This is a genomic window from Aeromonas eucrenophila, from assembly GCF_000819865.1.
GTDB classification, from domain to species: Bacteria; Pseudomonadota; Gammaproteobacteria; order Enterobacterales; family Aeromonadaceae; genus Aeromonas; species Aeromonas eucrenophila.
On sequence record NZ_CDDF01000017.1, the window covers coordinates 272,654 to 296,335 of the forward strand.

A 23,682-nucleotide genomic window follows, 5' to 3' on the forward strand; every position below is an offset into this window, starting at 1 on the left:
CACAAGGTGATGTTACATTTTTAGTGTTATATCAAGTGCATAAATGCTTCTTGAGCCAATCTACCGTCTCTTTCAGCGCCTCGTCGTACACCTCCAGCAGAGGCTGTTTGTCAAACACCACCGCCTTGCCATTGCGGCTGGCGGAGGCCAATGCCCGGACATCCTGCTCGGGGCAAATAAAATCTCGCTTGTGCCCGATGCTCAATATCGGCACGGAGGTGCGGCTTCCCAGCAAGCCTTGGGTCTTGAGGGAGAAGACCTGGCACTTGGCACGCATCAGATCCCACTGGGCCGCATCGGCTCCCAGCCGGTTCGCCAGGCCATCGCGCATCATACGCGGGCAACGGGCAAACATCTCCTGATTGGTGAACACCTGATTGACGCCGGCGCCGATGCAGACCACGGTCCGCAACTTGAACGGCTCGATGAAGGCGAGCCGCGCCGCCACGTTGCCGGCCAGGCGGAAGCCCACCATGGCGATGCGCTGATGATCGACCCAGGCCACCTCGGAGAGATAGTGCAGGACTGCCTGATGCAGCCGGCTGGTGTCCTGCACCAGCGGCCAGTGCTCGGCGTAGCCGATGCCCGGCATGTCCAGGGACAGCATGCCGATGCCGTGGGGTTCCAGGCACTTGAAATAGAAGTTGAGAAAATCGACCTGCAGCGAATCGATGCCGCCGCTGACGATGACCAGGGGCACCGGCTTGTCGGTGGTGGGCAGGTGCAGATAACCCTGGATGGTCTTGCCCCTAAACGGCACCTGCAGCTCCTTGAGCGGCACCTTGAACAGTCGTCCCGCCTCGCGGTACGCCATGTTGCCGAGCAATTGCGCCTGATCCGCCAGCTCGTCGTGCTTGAGGTGGGGGTAGCTCGCGATGGAGTAATAACGCACCGACTTGAGCAGGTTTTTCAGCGCGCCGGCCGAGTCGCCTTGTGCGGCCTGCTCGCGGCCCTGATTGAAATAGCGGCCGCCCAGCTGGCTCCATTCATAGACCCAGTTGCCGGGCACATAGCCCTTGATGGTATCCAGATAACGCTCGTGGGTGCGCTCCCCCTGCCCCATGGCGATGCGGGCCAGGATCTGCTCCACCTCGACCGGATCGGCTCCTTGCCAGGCCCAGGCCGGCCTGCGCAGCAAGCGGTACCAGTGGGGGGACAGGGCGCCGTCGATGAAGCTCTCGGTCAGGCTGCTGTCATGCTCATCCACCGGACTGGAGTTGGATATCTCGGAGGTCTCCAATACCTTTTTGATCCGGGTAAACAGCTTTTCCGTCAGGTTGGTATCGTTGTTTGGGTCCAAAATGGTGGCTCTTCTGTCTCAAGCGATGGTCCATCTTAACCATTTTTCACGCCGTGCAGCCACATGAGAAAAAAGAAAGGGCCCCAAAACAGGGGCCCCTTGAAAACATTTTCATCATCAGGGCAGCAGGATATGGCCCATGCCCGGCTCGGGATGCCGGCGCCAGGCCCCTGCAGCGCTATTACTCTTCGTCGCAGATCGGGGTGGTAAACTCCAGCGCCATGTCCCAGGGCTGCTCGATCCAGGTGTCCTGCGGAATGGCCACTTCGAAGTCATCCAGCAGCTCCTGGCCCATGGGCTTGGCGAAGATGGCGATGAACTTGGCCTTGGGGTAGAGCTCGCGGATCGCCTTGGCGGTAGTACCGGTATCCACCAGATCTTCCACGACCAGCCAGCCTTCGCCGTCGCCGGCGGTGGTGGCGGCTTTGACGACCACCAGCTCGCGCTGGCTGTTGTGGTCATAGCTGGAGATGCAGAGGGTTTCGACATTGCGAATGCCAAGTTCACGGGCCATCAGCGCGGCAGGTACCAGACCGCCACGGCTGACCGCGATGATCCCTTTCCACTGGCTGACCGGCAGCTGGCGACGGGCTAGGCGGCGCGCTTCACGTTGCAGGTTGTCCCACGACACGTAGAATTTTTTTGGCATAATATCGATCTCGAAAAGGTTGTACAAAACAATCACTTAAAAACAAATGCCGAGCATATAACGCATCAGCAGCTATCAATTCTGGCCCCCTGCACGCCGAATTTGGCTTGCACTTCGGCCGCCTCGGGAGGAAACCCTCGGCAGCAAACGCTGGTGCAATGATGAAGCAGGATGGGCATCGCCGGCGGTCATGTCGATCGGAAGCAAGATCGCAGACCGGCTGTTGGGGCGGCATAATAGCATCGTTTGTACAGAAAATGCCTGACAAACGTATGCGAAAGCAGGAAAAATCGGTTTCATCCACAGCGGCCGAGCCATCTGGCACACCTTATTTTCCCACCCGGGCGACGGATGCCACCGGATAAAAAAATAGCAGGGGGAGGATGAATACCTCGCACACCTGCTTATTTATGTTGCCTGTCAGCCGGGCTGACCGACCGTCTTAGCGACGGCTGGCGTAGGGGTTCGGGTAGCTGAAGCCCTGGGTATAGAGAGACTGGGCAAACCAATAGGTTGAATTGCTGCCTGACATAATAAAACTCCTGATTGCTTAACAAGTTACGTACCTTTATGCGGGCTCAGATCCTTGAACAAACACTCGGTTCCGTGGAGGCGCACTTGCTTTGCTTCGGTTCCCTGGAGGCATTCATTGTCATCCTGACAAGTGGTGTGACCCACGGCGGCTAATTTACCATCCGGTCCCGAAAAAACAATATTTTTGTGATGCACATCACACATTATCTTTGTGCTGGCCCGGGTCTATGCGGTAGATATCTGTACCGTTTTTGCTCTCTTTATCAGCATAAGCAGACCGCAATTTGCACTGCTCGCTCACATTTTTGTGTTTTTGGCTGTATTATCGTTAGCCTCTTCCTCGGCCCCCTGGGCCCGGTCCATTCCCGTGCTGGTAAGGAGTCCCAACGTGGCACAGCTTAGCTCTCTCTCCCCCCAACTGATTTGGCAATTCTTCGAACAGATCTGCTCCATTCCCCACCCTTCCAAGCACGAAGCCCAGCTGAGTGCCTGGATAGTGCAGTGGGCCCAGGGGGAAGGTCTGGCGGTCAAGCAGGACGCCGTGGGCAACATCATCATCAAGAAGCCGGCCACGCCGGGGATGGAAAATCGCAAGGCCGTGGTGCTGCAGGCTCACATCGACATGGTGCCCCAGGCCAATGCCGATACCCAGCATGACTTCACCAAGGATCCCATCGATGCCTACATCGACGGCGACTGGGTCACCGCCCGTGGCACCACCCTGGGCGCCGACAATGGCATGGGCATGGCCGGCTGTCTGGCCGTGCTGGCGGACAAGAACATCAAGCACGGTCCGCTGGAAGTGCTGCTGACCACGGACGAAGAGACCGGCATGACCGGCGCCTTCGGCCTGGAAGCGGGCTGGCTGGAAGGCGAGATCCTGCTCAACACCGACTCCGAAGAAGATGGCGAGGTCTACATGGGCTGCGCCGGCGGGGTGGATGCCAATATTCGCTTCCCGCTGGAGCTGGTTGCCGCCACCGAGGGTGAAGGCTTCGAGCTGCAGGTGAAGGGGCTGCGTGGCGGTCACTCCGGGGTCGACATCCACCGCGGTCGTGGCAACGCCAACAAGCTGCTGGTGCGCCTGCTCAAGGCCGCCGAGCCGCTCGGCGTGCGCCTGGCCGAGATCCATGGCGGCACCCTGCGCAACGCCATTCCCCGCGAGGCGCGCGCCAAGCTGCTGGTGCCCGCTGCCGGCGTCAACGAATTCAAGGCCCTGGTCGACCGCTATGCCGGCATCTACCAGAGCGAGCTGGCGGCCACCGAAGCAAACCTGACCGTGCTGCTCAATGCCCAGGACAAACCGGCCAAGCTGATGAGCGAAGCCCTGCAGGCGCGCCTGCTTGACTCCCTGATGGCCTGCCCGAACGGCGTCATCCGCATGAGCGACGCCATCCCCGGCGTGACCGAGACCTCCACCAACCTGGGTGTCATCAAGACGCTGGATGGCGAAGTCTATGTGCAGTGCCTGATCCGCTCCCTGATCGACTCCGGTCGCGAGAGCGTCGAGCAGATGACTCGCTCCCTGTTCAACCTGGCCGGCGCCAGCTGCGAATTCACCGGCGCCTACCCGGGCTGGGCACCGAACGTCGACTCACCGGTGATGGCGCTGGTACGCAACAGCTACCAGACCCTGTTCGGCGAGATGCCGAACGTCATGGTGATCCACGCCGGTCTGGAGTGCGGTCTGTTCAAGAACGCTTACCCGGATTGGGACATGGTCTCCTTCGGCCCGACCATCCGCGGCGCCCACGCGCCGGGCGAGAAGGTGCACATCCCGGCGGTCGAGCGCTTCTGGCAGCTGCTGGTTCACGTGCTGGAACAGATCCCGGCCAAATAAGCCGAGTCTCCTCGCCAACACGGATGCCCCGCCAAAGTGCGGGGCATTTTATTGCGCCCTCCCCTCGAACCTGCCCCCTGGCCCTGCTCCCTTTATCCCCTTCCAGCGCGATGCATTCCGCCATCAGCCGGACGGCCATGCGCTGGCACCTGGCATTGCTTTTTCTGAAAACGTATCCATAAGAAACTCTTTATTTGAAAACCCTTTCCATGATTTATGTAAATTTACAACACAAAAAGTTGATCCAGCTCACAAAAGCCCATAGGATAAAACCGTGACCCAGGTCACAGATAACAATCAGTAACAGAGCGATGAGGTGAGACTATGTTTGAGAACCTGGCAGTACTGTTCCACCTTAAGGGTGCAACCAGCAAGAAAGGCGTGGTAGAGAAAGACACTTATGCGCCTGCAACCCGTAACTACTACTTCCGCTATGGTGCCTGAACTTTTTTGGCTGAAAGTGAAACGTAGTAAAATTACACAAATAACGATCCACACAGCAGCCATCCCCTCAGAGGGGTGCTGTCCTGCCCAGGCCAGATGTTCCACGGCCGAACCTGAACTCCAACCATGAAGATGGGGCCCACAGGCCCCATTTTTTATTGCTCGTTTTTCCATGACGCAGCCCCGATGCCCCAGGCATGACAGGTAGCAACTAGCCTGACTGCACCCGCCTTATCTCGCTTCGCCTTTGGCATCCACCGGCAAGGGGAAGTGGCAGGCCACCTGATGGGCCGGCCCGCAACTCTCCAGCAAAGGCGATCGGCTATGACACAGGTCGGTGGCATAGGGGCAGCGCTGGTGAAAGTGGCAGCCGCTGGGAGGCGTAATGGGAGACGGCACGTCCCCGCCGAGCGGGATGCGCTGGCGACGCCTGCGCGGATCCGGCACCGGGATGGCCGAGATCAGTGCCTGGGTATAGGGATGGCGCGGATTGTGGTAGAGCTGCTGGGCCTCCGCCAGCTCGACGATCCTGCCTAAATACATCACAGCTATCCTGTCCGAGATGTGCTTCACCACCGACAGATCGTGGGCGATGAAGAGGATGGCGAGATTCATCTCCCGCTGCAGGCTAAGCAGCAGGTTGAGGATCTGGGACTGCACCGACACGTCCAGCGCCGAGACGGCCTCGTCGCACACCAGCAGCTTGGGCTTGAGCGCAATGGCACGGGCGATGCCGATGCGCTGACGCTGGCCGCCGGAAAACTCATGGGGATATCGATCCAGCGCCGTGCGCGGCAGACCCACCTTGTCCAGCAGCTCGCCCACCCACTGCCGCCGCTGCGAAGGGCTGCCCTTGCCGTGGATGATGAAGGGCTCCTCCAGGATCTGGCCGACCGTGTGGCGACCGTTGAGGGATTCCGCAGGATCCTGAAACACGATTTGCATCTCCTGGCGCAGAGAGCGCATCTCGCGGGGGGAGAGATGAGTAATGTCCCGCCCCTCGAAGCTGATTTGCCCCGCCGTCGGCTCGAACAGCTTGAGCAGGGATCGCCCCAGGGTGGACTTGCCACAACCGGACTCCCCCACCAGCCCCAGCGTCTCCCCTTGCTTCAGCTCGAAGCTGATGCCGTCCACCGCATAGACGGTGTAGCGCTTGCGCAGGAAGCCACCGCCCATCCGAAAATGCTGCTTGAGATCCTGCACAGACAGCAGAGTGCTCATCGATCGATCCTCTTACCGTCGAGGAAAGAGAGCGACATAAAACCAGCCCCCTCAATCATCCCGAAGTGTGGCTTCAAACCCCACACAGACAACAGAGTGGTCATAGGCTCAGCTCCTTCCAGTGATGACAGGCCACCTGATGGCGTTCGGTCAGCTGTTCACTCATGGGCACAGTCCCCACGCAGAGCTCGGTGGCGTGGGGGCAGCGGTTCGCGAAGCGGCAACCCGCCGGCATATCGCCGAAGGCGGGCACCTGACCCCTGATGGTCTTGAGCGGACTCTTGGGCAGGTCGTCGAGGCGCGGGATCGAGCTCATCAGGCCCTGGGTATAGGGATGGCGCGGGTGATCGAACAGCTCGAAGATGTCGGCCCGCTCCACCGCCCGGCCCGCATACATCACCACCACCTCGTCGCACAGCTCCGCCACCACCCCGAGATCGTGGGTGATGAAGATGATGGCCATGCCGGTCTGGGCCTGCAACGCCTTCATCAGCGCCAGGATCTGGGCCTGAATGGTCACATCCAGCGCCGTGGTCGGCTCGTCGCAGATCAGCAGGTCCGGCTCACAGGCGAGCGCCATGGCGATCATCACCCGCTGGCGCATGCCGCCAGAGAGGTTGTGGGGATAGGCATCGAAGCGCCGTACCGGCTCCGGGATCCCCACCCGCTGCAACATGGCGATGGCGGCGGCCTTGCGCTCGCGCTTGCCATAGTCGGGTCTGTGCAGGCTGAACACCTCCATCAGCTGGGCCCCCACCGTCTGCACCGGATTCAGGGCCGTCATCGGCTCCTGGAAGATCATGGAGATGCGGTTGCCACGCACCCTGTACATCTGATCCGCCGTCAACGACAGCAACTCCTCCCCCTGAAAACGGATGGAGCCCGCCACCACCTGGCCGTGGGGCCTAGGCAGCAGCCCCATGATAGCGAGCGCGGTGACGCTCTTGCCACAGCCAGACTCGCCGACCAGGCCGAGGGTCTGCCCCGGCGCCACGGCGAAGCTGACCCCGTCCAGCACCCGGATCTTGCCGTCATCGGCGGCGAACTCCACCTCGAGATCCCGCACCTCGAGGATGGGGGCCTTGTTCTGGCCACCCTCGACGGTCAACACCACCCCATTCTCCCGACCACCCTGGATGGGGACCCCGCTATTGGTCATTATCTTCGCCCCCTCGGTGCCGTGCATAGGTCTTGTCGAGCAGGTTGATGGGGGCCAACGCCTCGCCCGCTTCCTTGGCTTTCTGGGTCTCTTCCTTCACCTTGGGATCGATCCAGAGCAGGCCGCCGCTGCTGTGGGGGTAACCATCCATGGGCCAGTAGAGCAGATCCGGGGTATTGCGAGTAGCGGGCACCTCGGGCAGCCTCACGTAGCGCCAGCTGCTGGCCCGCACATAGTTGAGCTGCACGCCGGGCACGAAGATGGCGAGATCGTAGATGCGCTGCTGGATCTGGCGGGAGAGCGCGGCCCGCTTGGCGGTATCGAACTCGACGTCGTAGGCGTCGATCAGGGCGTCTAGCTGCTGGTCGGCCACGTTGAACAGGTTGTTGGTCTGCGGCTTGTTGGCATTCTCCGAGTGGAACGACTCCCAGTACTGCGGATAGAGGCCACCACCGCCCCAGCCGAGCCAGGCTGCCTCGTGTTTCTTCTCCAGCATCACCTTGAAGCCGGTGGCACCGTCCACCAGGTTGAGCTCCAGATCCAGGCCTGCCTTCTTGGCCTCCTCTTTGAGCAGCGTCAGCCGCTTGGAATGCTCCTGGGTGGTGTAGGTGACGGCCAGGGTGAGCCGCTCCCCCTTGTCGTTTTGCAAGATGCCGTCCGGCCCCGGCTTGCCGTAACCCCCCTTGGCAAAGTATTCCCGCGCCTTGGCCACGTCATAGGCCCGCTCGGGAAGCGCCATGTCGGTAAAATCGCCATAGCCCGAGCCGAAGGTGGTGGCCCTGTCATAGTCTCCGCGCAGCACGGTGGCGATCATCTTGTCGAGGTTCATGGCGTGCTGGATGCCGAGCCGCAGGTTGAGATCCGCCAGCCTGGGACTCGCGATATTGAGGTGCAGCCCCTGCCCTCCCTGCTTGGTGTCGGTCATGGCCATCACCTTCTGCACATAGCCCTTCTTGTATTCCTCCGTCACGGCTTTTTCATGCCACCAGTTCGGCAGCAGCATCTCGAAGGCGTCCAGCTCTCCCTTCAGGAAGTGACGAAAGGCGATGTTGTGATCCCGGATGACCTGCACCCTGATGGTATCGACGTTGAACCTGTGCTGGTTGTAGCGATCGTTTTGGGCCCACCAGGCCGGCTGCTTGCTGAAGGTGATGGACTTGCCCTTCTTCACCTCCGTCATCACATAAGGGCCCGTGGTGGGCACCAGGGCCCAGTTGTACTGCTTCACCCAGTCCGGGGTCAGCTTGTAGTAGTGCCTGGGCTGGGGCCACAGCTCGGTGGTGTTGAGCAGATCCAGCCTGGCCTTGCGATGGCCCGACTTGACCAGCAGGGTGTGCGCATCAATCTTCTCCACCGCCACTATCTCGGTGCTGTAGTAGTTGTTGTACCAAGGGGCCCGGATCTCCTTTGAGCGCATCATCTCGTAGCCGAAGGTGTAGTCATCGGCGGTGACCGGCTTGCCGTCCGACCACTTGGCGCGAGGGTCCAGCTTGAAGTAGACGGTCTGGCTGTCCGGGGCTATGGCCCAGTGGGTCGCCAGCGACGGTATGGGGTTGCCGGTGTTGGGATGAAAGCTGATGAGCCTCAGCTGATTGTCCTGGATGAAGGAGCGAAACGAGCCGTTGGAATCGGGCCCCACGGTGCGAAAGGTCAGCGGGAAGCTGTCGATGAAGAGGTTGAGGGTGCCGCCGGGGATCGCCTGTGGTGAAGCGAACAGGGGATCGGTGTCGTTGGTCTCCCACTTGAGATCCGCGGGCAGAGCGACAGCCCAGGCCATGGCCCCCTGCACCAGCAGCAGGGCCGCCCCTATCCATTTGATCTTGTTGTTCATCTTTGACCTCCTGGTCATCAATTCCTGTGCTCGTCCCTGCACTCAGGGCAGCCATAAATAAGGAAGAAGTTCACCCGGTGAGCACATGACACAGGCCGCCCTCCCGTCACTGGTAACGGGTGAACTGGCGCGGATCGAACGCCTCGCGGATCGCCTCGCCGATGAAGGAGACCATGATCAGCACTAGGCTCACCGCCACCACCACCGAGCTCACTATCCAGATGGCATCCAGGTTGTTGATGCCCTGGGAGAGCAGTTCCCCCCAGCTAGGGGTGGGCGGCGCCAGGCCGAAGCCCAGGTAATCCAGCGCCGTCAGGGTGGAGATGTTGCCCACCACGGCGAAGGGCGCCAGGGTGACGATCATCATCAGGGTGTTCGGCAAGATGTGATGGAAGATGATGCGGCGGGTGCTCGCCCCCTGGGCCCGCGCCGCCATCACATAGTCCCGCGCCCGCTCCTTGTAGGTGAGGGTGCGCATGTACCAGGTGATCCCCATCCAGCCGAACAGCACGTTGATGCCGACGAAGAGGCCGAAGTTCGGCTTGGTGAGGGACACCAGGATCATGATGACGTAGAGGAAGGGCACCTGGGACCAGATCTCGATAAAGCGCTGCAAGATGAGATCGAAGCGCCCGCCGAGGAAGCCCATCATGCAACCGAGGCTGACGCCGATGACGTAGCTCGCCACCAAGGTGATGAAGGCGAAGCCGATGGCGATGCGAAAGCCGTACACCAGCCGCGCCAGCACGTCGCGACCGCTGGTGTCGGTGCCGAGGAAGTGGCGATCGGCCAGGCTGGGGGCATAGGGCGGGTAGGCATCCTGCTTGAAGTCCTGCTCGTAGGGATTCCAGGGCACCGGGGGCAGCAGCACCCAGTCCCCCTTGCCCTCCTGGGCAAACTTGGCTTGCAGCTGGCGATAGTTGGTCTCGTATTCGTAGTCCAGCCCGAAGTGCTGGCCCGGGATCACGTCGCCATAGGTGGGGAAGTAGAGCTCCCCCTGATAGCTCAGCGCCAGGGCCCGACTGTTGACCAGCAGCTCCGCCAGCAGGGAGAGGATCACCAGCAGCGAGAACAGGATGAAGGAGTAGTAGCCGCGTTTGATGGACTTGAAGCGCTTGAGCTTTTTCAGGGTGACCGGATTTAGCTGAAGAGTCATGTTCAGTCTCCAAACCGTACGCGAGGATCGACCAGCGCGACGCAGATATCGGAGACCATATCCTGTGACACCGGCATAACAAGCGAGATTGGCTTCATGCTTACTCCCCAAATCTGACGCGAGGATCGACCAGCGCGACGCAGATATCGGAGACGATATTGCCCACCAGCATCAGCATGGAGGTGATGGCCAGGATCCCCATCACCGTGGGGTAATCCCGCTCGACGATGGCCTCATAGCCGAGCAGGCCTATGCCGTCGATGTTGAAGATGGTCTCGATGAGAAAAGACCCGCCAAAGAAGACGGTGAGCACCGACCCTAAATGGCTCGCGATGGGGATCAGGCTGTTGCGCATGGCGTGATGGGTGACCGCCTTGCGGAACGGCAACCCCTTGGCCACGGCGGTGCGTACGTAATCTGCCGACAGGTTCTCCATCAGGCTGTTCTTCATGGTCATGGTGAGGATGGCGAAGTCGCCGATGGCATAGGCGATAAGCGGCAACAGGGCGTGGCTGAACAACACCCGGATCTGTTCCCAGGCCCCTTGCGTCGAATCGAACTCATCCCCCGGAAAGCCCCCCATGGGCAGCCACTCCAGGTGAAAGGCAAACACAGTGATGAGGAAGATCCCCACCACGTAGGCGGGCAGCGCATAGGCCATGTAGATGAGCATGGAGCTTAAGGAATCGAAGCGGCTGTTATGCTTGAGCGCCTTGGCCACCCCGAGGGGAATGGAGACGGCGTAGCTCAGCAGGAAGGTTGCCAGCCCGAAGAAGGCTGTGACCGGCAGCCTGTCCTTGATGAGGCCCCACACCGGCTCGTAGTAGCGGGTCGACTCCCCCAAATCCAGCACCGCCAGCTTCTGCAGCCACTCCCAATAGGCGATCAGCATGGGCTTGTCCAGACCGTAGAAGGCCTTGAGCTCCTCTATCTGCTCGTCGGAGAGCGCCTGGGCCCCCTTGCTGCCACTGGAGCGCCCGGTCTCGTTCTGGGAGACCTGCGCCTGCAGCATCATGCGCTCCACCGGGCCGCCCGGCACGAAACGGGTGATGCTGAAGACGAGCAGGGTGATACCGAGAAAGGTCGGGATGATGAGCAGCATCCGACGCAGAAAATACGACAGCATGGGGAAACCTCGTCCTTGTTGCACTTGCCTGGCCGCGTCATTGCGCGCAGCGGCCTCTCCTTGCCGACAGGGGTCCTTGGATCGGCAGTGCACAGCGTCAATGCGTCGCCATGCCGATCCCGTGCCTGTTACCGCTACTTTAGAACGAACATCTTGAATAGCCACACTTTTTTGAAGCGCCTTCGGCAAAGCTTGAGCGTCGCCATGCCGCTCTGATGACCACCGGGCCCAGGCCAAGCCATCAAGCGGGACCGAACCAGCCAGAGCGCCCATAAAAAATCCGGAGCCTGAGCTCCGGATTTGTCGTCTCTAGATGGCATCAGAAAGATGCCGCTTCGTCATATCAGTAGTTACATACCAGCTTCCAGCTGCCGTCGCCCGCCTTGGGCTCGCTGCTGGTCCACCAGTTTGCCTGCCACACCGCCTTGTTGTTGGTCATGCGATCCTGGCCGTTGGCGTGATCCCCGCGCGGCCAAGCCGGGTAGGCATTGTAGTCGGCCGGTTTGACGTTCTGGCTGCTGCAAGTCGTGCCACCTGTACCGCCATCACCGCCGCCGCTGCCCAGCACCGCCTCGGCCAGGGCCGGGAAGTCGGACTTCAGGCCTATGGTCTGGCTGCCGCTGACGAGGCGTATGCCGCTCGGCACACCCGCCGCCGGCAGGTAGTAGGTCATGGCCACTTCCACGTCGGAGCCCGGTGTCCAGGCCTTCCAGGTCGGCAGCGTCATGGCTACCTTGTGGAAGTCCTTCTCGTTGGCGATGCCGTCGGAGTTCTGGTTGCCGCCGCTCTCGACCACGGTCAGGCCCATGCCGCTCTGATCCGTGATGATGTCAGAGGTGGAGGTGGGCACCAGAAACTCGATGCGGGTCCCGCCCGGAATGGTCTGGGTCGACTTGTTCGTCAGTTTGAGCGTGGGGTTGATCGGGTAGTTCGAATCCCCTTCCTTGAAGCCGGTCAGGCTCACGCCGATGTCGAGCTGAGCCACCGGTGCCGGCAGATCGTTCTGCTTCAGGTTCGCCTTGCTCGCCGTCCTGAACTTCTCATAGGCCAGGCTGGTGAGCGTGCTGCCCATCACATACTCGTTCTTGGCCGGATCGAACGCATAGTCCCCCGCCATCTCCCAGAACATGACGCCCCCCAGACCGCGCTTGACGATGTAGTCCAGCTTGTGACCCATGGACTCTTCATCCTCGGTGGAGAGGAACACCTTCTTCTCTTCGTTCCACAGCCAAGGCGCCTGCGCCTTGTCGTCGTAGTAACGCACGTACTTGCCCTGGATCACGTCAGCTGGCTTGTTGGGATCCAGACCCCAGGCGGTGCCATAGCTCGGCAGGGTAGTGATGCCAAGGCTGGCCGAGTGCTCCAGGTTCTTGGCGTGCCACATGGGCACGGCACCGGCGCCGACTTCGTTGCCGTTCTTGTCCAGATCGTGCCAGATGTTGTCGATACCGACCGCCCCGTTACCGCAGGGGATGGTGCTGCCACCTGTGCCCGGTTGGCAGTTGCTCTGGCTCGGCAGGGCCGCCTTGCCGTTGAGACCATGGGTACCACCTGTCACCCCTTGCCAGCCACGGGTGTAATAAGGCACACCAATGTTGATCTTGCCGGCCGCCAGGGCGCCACGGAAGTAGTGGGCCGCCCAGGCCGAGTTCAGGTAGCCGATGGCGCCGTATTGGGCCTGGCTGTAGACACCCCACTGGGCCAGCTCGGGATCCGCCTTGTTGTCGAACAGCGCGGCGTTGTGGGCCACGAAGTTGTTCCAGGCACCGTGGAAGTCATAGGTCATCAGGTTGACGTAATCCAGGTACTGGGTGACCTGGAAGTTCTCCATGCCGCGCAGCAGGTAGGCCGACGCCGGCGAGGCGATGGTCAGCATGTACTTGCGGCCATCCTCGGTGCCGGCGCTGTCGAGCCGCGTACGCAGGGTCTTCATCAGCACCTCGTAGTTGGCAAACAGCTTGGCGCGGCACTGGTTGGAGAGCGGGAAGTCGTTCGGGTTGCCCGCGTCCTTCATGGAGGTGGGGTACTCATAGTCCACGTCCACCCCGTCGAAGCCGTACTGGCGGATGAAGCCCACCGCCGAGTCGGCGAAGGCGTTGATGCCGGCGGTGTTCACCGAGCAGTCACCCTTGGTGGTGGCGGTGTAGAAGCCGCGGGTATCGGCCCAGCCCCCCACAGAGATCAGCGTCTTCACGTCCGGATACTGCTTCTTGTACTTGGAGAGCAGGTTGAAGTGACCCTGATAGGCGAACTCCGGATCCATCTCGGCGCCCGGAATGCCCTGCCAGGCCATCTTGGTGGCGGCGTCGTCCACCTTGATCAGGTGGCTCTGTTCGTCCACCCCGGCGAACGCATAGTTGATGTGGGTGATCTTGTCCCAGGGAATGTCGCTGACCAGGTAGGCGGGCAGGCCGTTCTTGCCGGTGCGCCAGGAGGTGAAGTAGCCGATGACGCGGCGGGCATGGTCATCCCCCATACACTCGCTGCCATCGGCGCGGTAGACCTGGCGCACGTCGCAGGAGAGGTTGCCACCGGTGGGCGGCAGCGCGGCCTCTTCCACCTGCACATCCACCTGGCTCGATTCACCGACCAGGTTGGCCTTGTCGGTGGCCACCAGCTTGAGACCGGTGAGGCCCTTGTTCTGCGGCGTCCAGCTCAGTTGCCAGGGAGCGCTGCTGTCTTCACCCACCTTCTGGCCATTCACAAAGAGCTCTACCCTGGCCACGTCGTTGTTGGCGTCGGTCACATTCGCCGTCACGGTGGCGGCGCGGCCCAGGGTCAGCTTGGCGCCAGCGGCCGGGCTGCCGATGCTCACCTTGGGCGCCTCTGGCGCCACCACGGCGTTGACATTGAAGCTGGCGCTGGCCTCGCTCAATACCTTGCCATCCTTGTCCAGCCCACGAGATTTCAGCTGATGGGTGCCGACACCGCTGGCGGTCCAGTTCGCCGACCAGGGGGCTGCGCTGCTCACCGCCACTTGTGCGCCGTCGATCAGGTACTCGACCTTGACCAGGGCGCTGCTGTTGCCGCTCAGGCTCACCGCCAGGGCCACCGGGGCGCCTTCGTTGAAAGCGCTACCAACGACGGGCGAGCTGATGGCGAGCCCAAGGGCCGGCGCGGTGCCACCGTCGCTGAAGGGTTTCCAGGCATCGGCCCAGACAGCACCAACGCCGGGGGCATAGTGGTAGGGCGAGGCGCCGCACCAGCCGGAGTAGGGGAATTCTTTGCATTCGTAGAGGTTGCCGACGTTGCTGACGACATCGCCAGCCTTGTAGGCGGTGCCAGCCTGGTAGGCGGGATAGGCGGCGTGCGCCCAGGCGGGCATGGCCGCGAGGGCAACCAGCATGGCGAGCCTGCTGGGCCTGAGGGTCTGTTGCATTGTTTTATCTTCCTTGTTTTGTCTTGGCTTTATAAGACCGAGCAAAGCGCAACAGCAACAGGCGAGAAAGGGTCGACGACAGGCCATGGACGGGCCACATACCCTCATGTCACCCGGGGAAGCCCCGCTATCTGGCCCGGATGGACAGATCGGAGGCTTTGCGTCCCAGCATCACTGCCGGTTTGCCCTTTACCTGGGTTCCGTGAGGAACAGGGCGAGTATAGGAAGCAAGTCGCAGATGCTCAATCTTTGTTCTCGAAGAGAAATATGTAAACGCCGACGGGATCACAGTATTCTCTCTCGCGGCAAGTGACACATTTATCAGTTATTTCAACTTGTTAGCCAGATCAAATAAATGGAATAGGCCTCTTTTGTCTCCCCATAATGTGCGTTGGCTCACTGGTATGAACTGCCAGAAATGTGACAATGCGCGCCCTTGGTCAAGGCGCCAAGGCTATGGAAACACTGGCAAAAATAAAAAAGGAATACCCATGAAAGGAACACCTACCCTACTGTCACTGGCCGTGGGGCTCGCCCTTGCGTCCCCGTCTGTCTATGCCGCCGGCTTCAGTTGCCCGGCCGACAATGCCCTCACCCCCATCCCCGCCATTCAAGGCAATGGCGACAAGAGTCCGTTCATCCCGGACGATCTGTTTGAAAGCACCCAGAGCGTCTCGGTCAAGGCCGTGGTCTCCGCCCTCGGCGAGAGCCTGAACAAGGGCTTCTACCTGCAGGACCTGCAGGGAGATGGCGATCCCCAGACCTCGGACGGCGTCTTCGTCTTCCTGAACGACAAGAACTTCGCGACCAAGTACCCGGACATCAAGCCGGGTGCCGTGGTCTGCCTGGAAGCCAAGGTAGCGGAGTATTACGGCTACACCCAGCTCAAACCCGTCTTCGACGGCAGCGCTGCGCGTCTGCAGGTGCTGGCACAGGGCGCTGCCCCCGCCGCCGTGCCGTTGCGGGTGCTGGAGGGGGAAACCCTGGCCCGGGCGCTGGAGCGCCACGAGGGGATGCGAGTGCGGCTCGATGCCGGCAGCGAGCTGAAGATCAGCCGCAACTTCAGCTACGACTACGCCGCCAGACGCAACAACCTGGTGCTCTCCCACCTGGCACCGCTGATGAAGCCGACCCAGCTGCATGTGGCCAGCAGCGACGAAGCCAAGGCACTGGCAGAGGCCAATGCGGGCAACCGGGTATTCCTCGAATCCGACTTCAAGGCGGCCGATGGCAAGCTGCCCTGGCTGCCGGCCTGGGAGCCGGAGCAAGGTTACCTGCGCGTCGGTGACGCACCGGTCAACCTGGAGGCCCTGGTCGGCTACAGCTATGACGAATACCGGCTGATAGTGCCAAAAGAGCAGGCCATCACGGTCGGGGATCTGCTGCGCACCGATGACAACGATCGCCAGAGCGCCCCAGCCCGCACCGCCGGCACTGACCTGCGCATCGGCAGCTTCAACGTGCTCAACTACTTCACCAGCCACTCCAGCGTGGGCGGCGCCCTCAACGTGCTCTGCAAGGATCAGGCGGATGCGGACAGCGCCAAGGGCTGCAACCGCGGCGCCAAGGATCTGACCGACTTCCAGCAGCAGCGCACCAAGATAGTCAACGCCATCAGCGAGATGGACGCAGATCTGCTCGGCCTGATGGAGATGGAGAACAACGGCTTCGACGATCACTCCGCCATCAGTGACTTGGTCAAGAGCCTGAACGCCCAGCAAAAAGACGTCAGCCAGCACTATGCCTTCGTCAGCCTGCCCAAGGCCCTGCTCGGTCAGGAGCGCTTCTTCGGTGGCGACGCCATCATGGTGGCCATGATCTACCGTCCGGCCAAGCTGACCCCGAGCGGCGATGCCAGCGTGATCCAGCTGCCCGAGCAGCGCTACATCACAGGTGGCGTCGCCAAGACCGCCGGCCAGCGTGACTCCCTGGTGCAGAGCTTCACGGTGGCGGGTGGCAACGAGCCGCTCACCCTGGTGGTCAACCACCTGAAATCCAAGGGTTCTGGCTGCTACGAGAATGGCGATGGCAAGACCGAGCCTGCGGATCTGCAGGGCAAGTGCACCGAGTTCCGGGTCAGCGCCGCCAAGGTGCTGGGGGAAGCGGTGAACAAGCTGCCGGGCCAGGTGCTGCTGGTGGGGGACTTCAACTCCTACGCCAAGGAAGACCCGATCCGGGTGCTGACCGACTACGCGCCAGCCAGCAGCGATCGCAAGATCCGCTCCGCCTCCCACACCTTCCTCGGCGAGCAGGCTTACGAGCAAGTAGGCCAGGAAGTGGGTAAGAGCTATGGTCTGGTGGACCTGAACGTCAAGTTCAATCAGGCCAAGGCCATCTCCTACAGCTATGAGGCCGAGCTCGGCACCCTGGACTACGCCCTCGCCAACCCGGCGCTGGCCAAGCGAGTGATCGCGGTCGCCGACTGGCACATCAACTCCTACGAGAGCAACCTGTTCGAGTACGGGCGTGGCTTCACCGGCGACATGATCAAGTCCGACAACCCGTTCAGCGCCTCGGATCACGATCCCATCATCGTCGACCTCAAGTTGCAGGAAGAGAGCAAGGGCGGCGGTGGCGGTGCCATGGGTGCCCTGCTGCTGGCCCTGCTGCCCCTGGCCTGGCGTCGCCGACACACCTCATAACTCGCTCTGAATAACGAAAAAAGCCCGCGACAGTCGCGGGCTTTTTCATTTAGGCCATTTGATTTGTAAATGAAGAGGCGTTAGCCATGAAAAAACAAATGCATGAACAAACAAAAAGGCCACCGCGATAACGGTGGCCTTCAGTATTTGGTGGAGCTACGCGGGATCGAACCGCGGACCTCTTGCATGCCATGCAAGCGCTCTCCCAGCTGAGCTATAACCCCAAATTCTTCTTTTTAAACAACCGGTTCTGGCGGCCGGCTGCCTCATTGCTAAATAGTGGTGGAGCTACGCGGGATCGAACCGCGGACCTCTTGCATGCCATGCAAGCGCTCTCCCAGCTGAGCTATAACCCCGAAATCTTTACTCTTTAGACAATCGGTTCTGGTATCCGGTTGCCTCACTGCGAAATAGTGGTGGAGCTACGCGGGATCGAACCGCGGACCTCTTGCATGCCATGCAAGCGCTCTCCCAGCTGAGCTATAACCCCACAAAAGTCGGCCTGGGTGATACACACCGCACTGCCCTGGGTACTGCATTGTCAATTTGGAACCTGGTGGAGCTACGCGGGATCGAACCGCGGACCTCTTGCATGCCATGCAAGCGCTCTCCCAGCTGAGCTATAACCCCTTGGATTCCAGATTGTTCGAGGAGAATTTGGTGGAGCTACGCGGGATCGAACCGCGGACCTCTTGCATGCCATGCAAGCGCTCTCCCAGCTGAGCTATAACCCCAACTCACCTCGGCGCTACCAAAGTTATCTCTGGCAACGGAGGCGCATATTAGTCATCACCCGCTTTGCTGTCAACCCTAAAATACCACCGGCCGGAGCGTTTAGTCAAAATTCAGGCAGTTCGTTGTTTTTACCACCAACCTCGTCGCTATCTCCCTGTTTTATGTCACAAATCCGACTGAGGCTCAAAAACGAAGGGCCCCCGTTCGGGAGCCCTTTTGAGTCATTCACAGCGGCTTGTTCAGCCACCTGGGAAGACTGACCTGCTGCGAGATTACTCGGCAGCCATGCGCGCTTCGATATACGCCAGGGCGCGATCGATGCGGGCGAGCACTCGCTCCTTGCCAACCAGCGCCATCACGGCGTCGATGGCAGGAGACTGACCGAGGCCGGTGACGGCGACGCGCAGCGGCATACCGACCTTGCCCATGCCCTGCCCCAGCTCGGCGGCAGTGGCTTCAATCAGCTCGTGCAGCGCTTCTGTGGTCCAGGTCTCCAGGGCGGCCAGCTTGGTCTTGGCCAGGGTCAGGGGCTCGGCGGCCACACCGCGCAGGTGCTTCTTGGCGGCGGCTTCGTCGAGCGCCTCGTACTCCTCGAACAGGTAGCGGCTCTGGGCAGCCACCTCCACCAGGGTGTTGCAGCGCTCGGCCAGCAGGGTCACCACGTCAGACAAGGCCGGGCCCTTGCTGGTGTCGATGTTCTGGGCGGCCATGTGCCACTCCAGATACTTGGCGACATGAGCCGGATCCTGGCTGCGCATGTAGTGGTTGTTCAGCCACAGCAGCTTGTCGGTGTTGAAGGCGGAGGCGGACTTGGAGATGGCATCCAGACTGAACAGTTTGATCATCTCGTCCAGGCTGAAGATCTCCTGATCGCCGTGGGACCAGCCCAGGCGCACCAGATAGTTCAGCAGCGCTTCCGGCAGGTAGCCGTCGTCGCGGTACTGCATCACGGACACGGCGCCGTGGCGCTTGGACAGCTTGGCACCGTCGTCACCCAGGATCATGGAGACGTGGGCAAACTCCGGCACGGGTGCGTTCAGAGCCTTGTAGATGTTGATCTGACGCGGGGTGTTGTTGATGTGGTCTTCGCCACGCACCACGTGGGTGATCTCCATGTCCCAGTCGTCCACCACCACGCAGAAGTTGTAGGTGGGGGCGCCGTCGGTGCGGCGGATGATGAGATCGTCGAGCTCGGTGTTGGCAAACTCGATGCGGCCACGGACGTGGTCGTCGAACACCACAGAGCCTTCGGTCGGGTTGCGGAAGCGAATGACGTGGGGCGCATCGGCCGGGTGATTGTGGGCCGCATCGCGGCACTTGCCGTCATAACGCGGCTTCTCGCCGCTGGCCATCTGGCCTTCACGCAGCGCTTCCAGGCGCTCCTTGGAGCAGAAGCACTTGTAGGCACGGCCGTCCGCCAGCATCTCGTCGATGATGCCGTTGTAGCGATCGAAGCGCTTGGTCTGGTAGTAGGGGCCCTCATCCCAGTTCAGCTCCAGCCATTCCATGCCCTCAATGATGGCGTCGATCGCCTCCTGAGTGGAACGTTCCAGATCGGTATCCTCGATACGCAGCACGAACTCACCGCCCTGGCTCTTCGCAAACAACCAGGAATAGAGTGCGGTACGGGCACCGCCGACATGCAAGAAGCCGGTCGGGCTGGGAGCAAAACGGGTTTTGACTTTCATCTTTAAGCCTTGTGTAGAGGGCCTTGGGCCAATTCATTAAAAAAACCGTCGCATTTTAGCACCGAGAAACCCGGATGGGAAAACCATGGCGCCGCAGAGCCTAAAATAGGCCTGGATCCGGTAAAGACCACTATTTTTGAGTGGGATCGCAAAAGTTTCCCTCTTTTTCCGCTTAGCTAGACAAGATTGCTGGAGAGATCTCCCGCCCTGCCGATAATTCAAACAACTTTCTACGTTACAAGGAACGCAAGATGCAGTTTCGTTCTATTCAGAATCGCATCCTGGTGATGGCGGGGATCGCCATGACCACGGCCCTGGTCATCCTGATCCTGCTGAACCAATATTCCGGCAAACAGACCCAGCAGCTGACCATCAGCTCCAGTCGCGCCGCCCTGCAACAGGAGGCCTGGCAGAAGGTGAGCGCCAATGCCCGTGCCGAGGCCGCCACCATCACCCAGTTGCTGCAAAAGGGACTCTCCTACACCCAGCAGATGGCCAGCGTCTTCGCCCTACAGCAAGCGGGCAAGCTGCCGCTGGATCGCCAGCAGGCCACCGACCTGCTCAAGGCGCAGCTAGCCCTCGAGCCCCAGCTGTATGGCACCTTCGCCGGTTTCGAGCCCAATGGCTTCGACGGCCAAGACGCCACCTTCGCCGGCCAGACGGCGCTCGGCAGCGACAGCCAGGGGCGCTTCGTGCCCTACTTCTACCGCGACAAGGATGGCATAGGCACAGACCTGCTGCTCTCCATCGAGAAGGGCGATGCGGACGAGTTCGGCAACCCGGCCAACGACTACTACGCCTGTCCGAAATGGGAAGGCCGCTCCTGCCTCATCGACCCCTTCAAGGTGGACATCAACGGCCAGCAGGTGCTGGTGAGCACCATCACCACCCCCATCCTGGTGGATGGCCAGTTCAAGGGGGTCGCCGCGCTGGATCTGGCGGTGGACTCCATCAGCCGGCAGGCCCAGTCCCTCAACAGCAACATCTATGACGGCAAGGGGGAGACCCTGATCGTCAGCGCCGCCGGCGTCATCACCGGCACCAGCGGCGATGCCAGCCTGCTCGGCAGCCGCGCCGACAAGCTGCTCGGCGATGGCTGGCAGCAATACCTCAAGCCGGAAGTGCAGCGCCAGGAGCTCACCGATGCGTTTCGCATCTCGGTGCCCATCGCGGTACCGGGCATGAGCCGTAACTGGGCCATCATCGTCACCCTGCCCTACAAGGTGGTGCTGGCCGGTGCCGATCAACTGGAGGCCCAGCTCGCCGACATGAACCGCTCCGCCATGACCCAGCAACTGGTCGGCGCACTGCTGGTGCTGGTGTTGGCGCTCGCCACCATGCTGGTGATCGCCCGCAGCATCACGGGCCCCATCCGCCAGATGGTGAGCCTGGTAGATGACATCGCCGATGGGGAGGGGGACCTCACCAAACGCCTCAATACCCAGTCCAAAGATGAGCTGGGGGCCCTGGCCCGCGGCATCAACCGCTTCATCGACAAGTTGCAGGTGCTGCTGGGGGATGTACAGAAGACAGCGAGCGAGGTCCATCGCCACGCCGGTGACACCGACCGTATCGCCGGCCAGACCGACACCAACCTGCAGCATCACCAGGCGGAGATGGAGCAGATGCTGACCGCGGTGCAGGAGATGTCCTACGTCAGCCAGGAGGTGGCGACCCACGCCAACAACACCGCCGACTCCGCCAAGCAGGCTCAGGGGGCGGCGGATCAGGGCAAGGTGCGCTTCCAGCAGGTGATCCAGTCCATGCACAGGGTCGCGGCCGAATCGGGCAAGGGCGCCGAGGTGGTCGAGGGGCTGGCCCACGACAGCGAGCAGATCACCAGCATACTGACTGTCATTCAGGGCATCGCCGACCAGACCAACCTGCTGGCGCTCAACGCCGCCATCGAGGCGGCCCGAGCCGGCGAGCAGGGCCGCGGCTTCGCCGTGGTGGCGGACGAGGTGCGCAAGCTGGCGGGCAACACCCAGCAGGCGGTGCAGAATACCCAGGAGCTGATCGAGAAGATCCGCCACAGCTCGGCCAATGCGGTCAACGCCATCCAGCAGAGCCAGCAGCTGACCCATCAGGCGGTGGGTGAGGCAGACTTGGCGGAGGCGGCGCTGGACAGCATCTTCCAGGCCATTGCCACCATCAACGACATGACCTACCAGATCGCCTCCGCCGCCGAGGAGCAGAGCTCGGTTTCCGAGACCGTCTCCGGCAATCTGTCAAAAACCAACGCACTGGCCAACGACATCGCCGAAGATGCGACCAATACGGCCAAAGCCAGCCAAGCCTTGCGCCAGGCGGCCGAGCGTTTACAGCAATTGCTCGGACAATTTCGTCTCAGCTGATAATTTTCATCATCAGGGCTCTCCCCCTCGGGGGCGAGTCCGTTTACCATAGGCGGCATATTTGCCTGATGGCAGGCAATGTAGTGAGAGGTAAATGCCGTGCCCACCCCGGACCGTCGCCCACGTGGCCATAACAGACGAGCCCAGCAGCGTCACCAAGACGAATCACAAGGAACCCTGCTCCATCGTATCAATGCCGCCACCCTGCCCCTGCGTCAGCGCCTCGGGCAAGGCATGAGTGGCCTGCGCAACAAGGAAGCCAGAACGACGTCCTTCAAGCTGGCCAGCCCGCTGCCGCGCAAGAACACCATAGGGCTGCTGATCCTGATCCCGCTCTGGCTGCTGGTGCTTGCCTGGGATCCCGCCCCCACGGTGCCCGCCGCCGCACCGTCCGGCTCCCTCGCCGTGCCCCTGGCCGTGCCGACCCAGGCCCTGACCGTGGGCAATGGCAACACCGGCAGTGCGCCGGTCGCCGCCAAGCCGGTGGAAGAGAAGGTTGACGGCACCTGGTTGCAACACGATGTGCAGGCCGGCGAGACCCTCTACTCCATCTTCCGCAAGTTCGAGCTGCCCGGCGCCGAGCTCAGCCGGCTGATCGCCATCGAGGGACCGGACAGGCCCCTGACCCGGTTGCAATCCGGCAAGTCGGTGTTCGTATTGGTGGACGCGGGTCGCCGCATCCAGCGGGTCGAGATCCGCTCCTTCGGTCAGGTGAATTATCGCTACGATCGCCAGGGTGAAGGCTTCGCGCTCAAGGAGTGAAACCGCCGGCGATGACGCAATGAAACGGGAGGCCTGGCGCCTCCCGTTTTTTTGAGCCACAGCCTGAAACAAGCCGCTGACTTCGCAATAGTTTTAGCTCGCTCAAAAAATGAAAAGTGCCAAATTGACAAGGGATCGGGCTTCAGTACAATCGATTGTGCTTTAGACAGGGATTGTACTACATGCTACTGGGACAAATTGACGTGGTCAGTCATGGGTAGACCCCTGGATTCTAGGCAAATGCTGCCCAACAAGGCGTTAGTTTCATTTTGTTATAGATAGGACTTACCACATGTCTGACATTCGCACCGGCCAAGTAAAATGGTTCAACGAAACCAAGGGTTTTGGCTTCATCGAGCAATCCCAGGGACCGGACGTTTTCGTTCACTTCTCCTCCATCCAGAGCACTGGTTTCAAAACCCTGGCTGAAGGCCAAAAAGTCCAGTTCACCGTGACCCAGGGCAAGAAAGGCCCTCAGGCTGAGAACGTGACCCTGCTCTAAGCCGCGCCAGTGAACCAGTAGGAGGAGACTGCTCCTCCTATTTTTTGCCTGCCATTCCCCCCCCCCTCGTATCAGGCGAGCCTTCGCCGTTTCGCCCCCCTTCCCCAAGAAACCAGGCTGGATCACAACTCCAGCGCCGCGCTAGCCGATGGACCGAGAATAATAACGGGAAACCTGCACAGGTGCTGACAAGCGGATACGACGAAGCATCGCGGCGCGATACGGAATCAATTCAAGGGGATAAAAAGACTGGTGATACTACGAAGAGAGATTGGAGCGGGAAACGAGACTCGAACTCGCGACCCCGACCTTGGCAAGGTCGTGCTCTACCAACTGAGCTATTCCCGCAACAGGATGTCT

Annotated in this window: 14 protein-coding genes, 6 tRNA genes and 1 riboswitch; of the genes, 5 read left to right on the forward strand and 15 right to left on the reverse strand. The window is 61.1% G+C overall.

All coding sequences use genetic code 11. The annotated features are described in order from the left end of the window. Positions 1–31: 31 nt before the first annotated feature. Both frsA and gpt read right to left on the reverse strand, forming a co-directional pair. The gene (gene frsA, locus BN1124_RS18325; RefSeq protein WP_042644268.1) at positions 32–1,300 is read right to left on the reverse strand and encodes an esterase FrsA; all 1,269 of its coding nucleotides are present in this window, start codon (positions 1,298–1,300) and stop codon (positions 32–34) included. A gap of 181 nt (positions 1,301–1,481) precedes the next feature. After that, positions 1,482–1,949, reverse strand: a complete 468-nt coding sequence (gene gpt, locus BN1124_RS18330; protein WP_042644409.1) for a xanthine phosphoribosyltransferase — start codon at positions 1,947–1,949, stop codon at positions 1,482–1,484. A gap of 922 nt (positions 1,950–2,871) precedes the next feature. Here gpt and BN1124_RS18335 point away from each other — a divergent pair. Then, positions 2,872–4,323, forward strand: coding sequence for an aminoacyl-histidine dipeptidase (locus tag BN1124_RS18335; RefSeq protein ID WP_042644270.1), 1,452 nt, complete (start codon positions 2,872–2,874; stop codon positions 4,321–4,323). A 675-nt stretch (positions 4,324–4,998) separates the two neighbouring features. On the opposite strand, the gene BN1124_RS18340 is transcribed toward BN1124_RS18335, so the two are convergent. The 6 genes from BN1124_RS18340 to BN1124_RS18365 form a co-directional block, all read right to left on the reverse strand. Then, positions 4,999–5,988, reverse strand: a complete 990-nt coding sequence (locus BN1124_RS18340; RefSeq protein ID WP_042644272.1) for an ABC transporter ATP-binding protein — start codon at positions 5,986–5,988, stop codon at positions 4,999–5,001. A gap of 100 nt (positions 5,989–6,088) precedes the next feature. Further along, the gene (locus tag BN1124_RS18345) at positions 6,089–7,147 is read right to left on the reverse strand and encodes an ABC transporter ATP-binding protein (RefSeq protein WP_042644274.1); all 1,059 of its coding nucleotides are present in this window, start codon (positions 7,145–7,147) and stop codon (positions 6,089–6,091) included. Beyond that, complete coding sequence (locus BN1124_RS18350) at positions 7,137–8,978, reverse strand: extracellular solute-binding protein (RefSeq protein WP_042644275.1); 1,842 nt, start codon at positions 8,976–8,978, stop codon at positions 7,137–7,139. Before BN1124_RS18350 ends, BN1124_RS18345 begins: the two co-directional genes overlap by 11 nt. A 106-nt stretch (positions 8,979–9,084) precedes the next feature. Then, positions 9,085–10,134: an ABC transporter permease gene (locus BN1124_RS18355; RefSeq protein WP_042644276.1), complete on the reverse strand. Its 1,050-nt coding sequence runs from the start codon at positions 10,132–10,134 to the stop codon at positions 9,085–9,087. 100 nt (positions 10,135–10,234) lie between these two features. Beyond that, on the reverse strand, positions 10,235–11,260 hold the full coding sequence (locus BN1124_RS18360; RefSeq protein WP_042644278.1) for an ABC transporter permease subunit: 1,026 nt from the start codon (positions 11,258–11,260) through the stop codon (positions 10,235–10,237). A 343-nt stretch (positions 11,261–11,603) separates the two neighbouring features. Beyond that, positions 11,604–14,639, reverse strand: a complete 3,036-nt coding sequence (locus BN1124_RS18365; RefSeq protein WP_052445591.1) for a glycosyl hydrolase family 18 protein — start codon at positions 14,637–14,639, stop codon at positions 11,604–11,606. Between the two features lie 114 nt (positions 14,640–14,753). After that, positions 14,754–14,836: riboswitch (cyclic di-GMP riboswitch) on the reverse strand. A gap of 294 nt (positions 14,837–15,130) precedes the next feature. Between BN1124_RS18365 and BN1124_RS18370 the strand changes: the two genes are divergently transcribed. Further along, on the forward strand, positions 15,131–17,281 hold the full coding sequence (locus tag BN1124_RS18370) for an ExeM/NucH family extracellular endonuclease (RefSeq protein ID WP_042644280.1): 2,151 nt from the start codon (positions 15,131–15,133) through the stop codon (positions 17,279–17,281). Between the two features lie 148 nt (positions 17,282–17,429). Here BN1124_RS18370 and BN1124_RS18375 read toward each other — a convergent pair. The 6 genes from BN1124_RS18375 to gltX form a co-directional block, all read right to left on the reverse strand. Then, positions 17,430–17,505, reverse strand: a tRNA-Ala gene (locus BN1124_RS18375). Positions 17,506–17,561: 56 nt separating this feature from the next. Continuing rightward, a tRNA-Ala gene (locus BN1124_RS18380) sits at positions 17,562–17,637 on the reverse strand. A 58-nt stretch (positions 17,638–17,695) separates the two neighbouring features. Then, positions 17,696–17,771, reverse strand: a tRNA-Ala gene (locus BN1124_RS18385). Between the two features lie 64 nt (positions 17,772–17,835). After that, positions 17,836–17,911 (reverse strand) — tRNA-Ala (locus BN1124_RS18390). 28 nt (positions 17,912–17,939) lie between these two features. Beyond that, a tRNA-Ala gene (locus tag BN1124_RS18395) sits at positions 17,940–18,015 on the reverse strand. A 273-nt stretch (positions 18,016–18,288) separates the two neighbouring features. Further along, positions 18,289–19,704 (reverse strand): glutamate--tRNA ligase, encoded by a 1,416-nt coding sequence (gltX, locus tag BN1124_RS18400; RefSeq protein WP_042644282.1) that lies wholly within the window; start codon positions 19,702–19,704, stop codon positions 18,289–18,291. A gap of 251 nt (positions 19,705–19,955) precedes the next feature. On the opposite strand from gltX, the gene BN1124_RS18405 reads away from it, so the two are divergent. The 3 genes from BN1124_RS18405 (at position 19,956) to BN1124_RS18415 (ending at position 23,322) form a co-directional block, all read left to right on the forward strand. After that, positions 19,956–22,058 carry a methyl-accepting chemotaxis protein gene (locus tag BN1124_RS18405; protein WP_042644284.1) on the forward strand — a complete coding sequence of 701 codons (2,103 nt, stop codon included), beginning with the start codon at positions 19,956–19,958 and terminating at the stop codon, positions 22,056–22,058. Between the two features lie 99 nt (positions 22,059–22,157). Continuing rightward, complete coding sequence (locus tag BN1124_RS18410; RefSeq protein WP_042644286.1) at positions 22,158–22,820, forward strand: LysM-like peptidoglycan-binding domain-containing protein; 663 nt, start codon at positions 22,158–22,160, stop codon at positions 22,818–22,820. 292 nt (positions 22,821–23,112) lie between these two features. Next, positions 23,113–23,322 (forward strand): cold-shock protein, encoded by a 210-nt coding sequence (locus BN1124_RS18415; RefSeq protein WP_005327092.1) that lies wholly within the window; start codon positions 23,113–23,115, stop codon positions 23,320–23,322. A gap of 272 nt (positions 23,323–23,594) precedes the next feature. On the opposite strand, the gene BN1124_RS18420 is transcribed toward BN1124_RS18415, so the two are convergent. Continuing rightward, positions 23,595–23,670 (reverse strand) — tRNA-Gly (locus BN1124_RS18420). Positions 23,671–23,682 lie beyond the last annotated feature (12 nt).